This window comes from Photobacterium satsumensis (assembly GCF_050336935.1).
GTDB classification, from domain to species: Bacteria; Pseudomonadota; Gammaproteobacteria; order Enterobacterales; family Vibrionaceae; genus Photobacterium; species Photobacterium satsumensis.
The window spans coordinates 1-2681 of record NZ_JAKJSK010000029.1 but is presented as its reverse complement, the minus strand read 5'-3'; the positions used below and the strand labels follow the sequence as shown (position 1 = coordinate 2681).

Sequence of the window (2681 nt, the reverse complement as noted above, 5' to 3'; positions counted from 1 at the left end):
GAAGCTATACACTGCATCTTGATTCACTGAGGTGGCTGGTGAACCTGAAATAGTCGGCGCATCATTCACATTCACCACTTCCAGATTGAACGCTGGTAAGCTGGCTGTCTCAATACCATCCGAAACACTGATGACAATGTTTGAGCTGGTACCGACATCACCATTGGTCGGCAGGCCTGATAACACTCCAGTCGCAGGGTTGAAATTCGTCCACGAAGGCTGGTTCTCGATGCTAAATGCCAAGTCATCACTGTCGGCATCACTGCCAATCGGGGTGAAGCTATAAACCGCGTCTTGGTTAACGGTTGTAGGTGGAGAGCCCGATATAGTTGGTGCATCATTCACATTCACCACTGCCAAATTGAACGCTGGTAAGCTAGCTGTCTCAATACCATCCGAAACACTAATGACAATGTTTGAACTGGTACCGACATCAGCATTCGTCGGCAGGCCCGATAATACTCCGGTCGCGGGGTTGAAATTCGTCCACGAAGGCTGGTTTTCGATACTGAAGGTCAGATCATCGTTGTCGATATCACTCGCTACTGGCGTGAAGCTGTAACTGGCATCTTGATTCACTGAGGTGGCTGGAGAGCCCGATATCACCGGTGCATCATTCACATTCACCACTTCGAGGTTAAATGCAGCAAGACTGGCAGTCTCAATACCATCCGAGACGCTAATAACAATGTTTGAGCTGGTACCAACATCAGCATTGGTCGGCAGGCCTGATAACACTCCAGTCGCAGGGTTGAAATTCGTCCAGCTCGGCTGGTTCTCGATGCTGAACGTCAGATCATCACTGTCAGCGTCGCTATAACTTGGACTGAAGCTATACACTGCATCTTGATTCACTGAGGTGGCTGGWGARCCYGATATAGTCGGCGCATCATTCACATTCACCACTTCAAGGTTGAATGCAGCAAGGCTGGCGGTCTCTATTCCATCCGAAACACTGATGACAATGTTTGAGCTGGTACCGACATCACCATTGGTCGGCAGGCCTGATAACACTCCAGTCCCGGGGTGGAAGTTCGTCCACGCTGGCTGGTTTTCAATGCTGAACGTCAGATCATCACTGTCGGCATCGCTATAACTTGGACTGAAGCTATACACTGCATCTTGATTCACTGAGGTGGCTGGTGAACCTGAAATAGACGGCGCATCATTAACGTTGACCACTTCTAGATTGAAGGCGGTAAGGCTCACAGTTTCGGTGCCATCACTCACCTTAATCGAGATGTTCGAGGTAGTGCCGACATCGTCGTTGGTCGGTGTGCCACTCAATACACCCGAGGCCGTATTGAAGCTCACCCACGACGGCTGGTTTTCGATACTGAAGGTCAGATCATCGTTGTCGATATCACTGGCTATCGGCGTGAAGCTGTAGTTGGCATCCTGCTGCACACTGGTAGCCGGTGTGCCTGAAATAGACGGCGCGTCATTAACGTTAACTACTTCAAGATTGAACGCTGGTAAGCTGGCTGTCTCAATACCATCCGAAACGCTAATGACAATACCCGAACTGGTTCCAACATCACTATTGTCAGGCAGGCCCGATAACACTCCAGTCCCGGGGTGGAAGTTCGTCCACGCTGGCTGGTTTTCAATGCTGAACGTCAGATCATCACTGTCGGCATCGCTATAACTTGGACTGAAGCTATACACTGCATCTTGATTCACTGAAGTGGCTGGTGAACCTGAAATCACCGGCGCGTCATTCACATTCACCACTTCGAGGTTGAAGGCAGCAAGACTGGCGGTCTCTACGCCATCCGAGACACTGATGACAATGTTTGCGCTGGTACCAACATCACCATTATTTGGCAGGCCCGATATTACCCCAGTCGCTGGATTGAAATTCGTCCAGCTCGGCTGGTTTTCAATGCTGAACGTCAAATCATCACTGTCGACATCACTGGCAATCGGGGTGAAGCTATACACCGCATCTTGATTCACTGAGGTAGCTGGAGAGCCCGATATCACCGGTGCATCATTCACATTCACCACTTCGAGGTTGAATGCCGCAAGGCTGGCTGTCTCTATTCCATCCGAGACGCTGATGACAATGTTTGAGCTGGTACCAACATCACCATTGTCAGGCAGGCCCGATAGCACCCCAGTCGCAGGATTGAAATTCGTCCAGCTCGGCTGGTTCTCGATGCTGAAGGCTAAATCATCACTGTCGGCATCGCTATAACTGGGACTGAAGCTATACACTGCATCTTGATTCACTGAGGTGGCTGGTGAACCTGAAATAGTCGGCGCATCATTCACATTCACCACTTCCAGATTGAACGCTGGTAAGCTGGCTGTCTCAATACCATCCGAAACACTGATGACAATGTTTGAGCTGGTACCGACATCACCATTGGTCGGCAGGCCTGATAACACCCCAGTTGCGGGATTGAAATTCGTCCAGCTCGGCTGGTTCTCGATGCTAAAGGCCAAGTCATCACTGTCRGCATCGCTATAACTTGGACTGAAGCTATACACTGCATCTTGATTCACTGAGGTGGCTGGTGAACCTGAAATAGTCGGCGCATCATTCACATTCACCACTTCCAGATTGAACGCTGGTAAGCTGGCTGTCTCAATACCATCCGAAACACTGATGACAATGTTTGAGCTGGTACCGACATCACCATTGGTCGGCAGGCCTGATAACACCCCAGTTGCGG

Annotated in this window: 1 protein-coding gene; it reads right to left on the bottom strand. The window is 50.2% G+C overall.

The genetic code is table 11. The features are described from left to right. The coding region (locus L4D79_RS29735; protein WP_428657406.1) for a putative Ig domain-containing protein at positions 1 to 2681 on the bottom strand (2681 nt) is incomplete at both ends.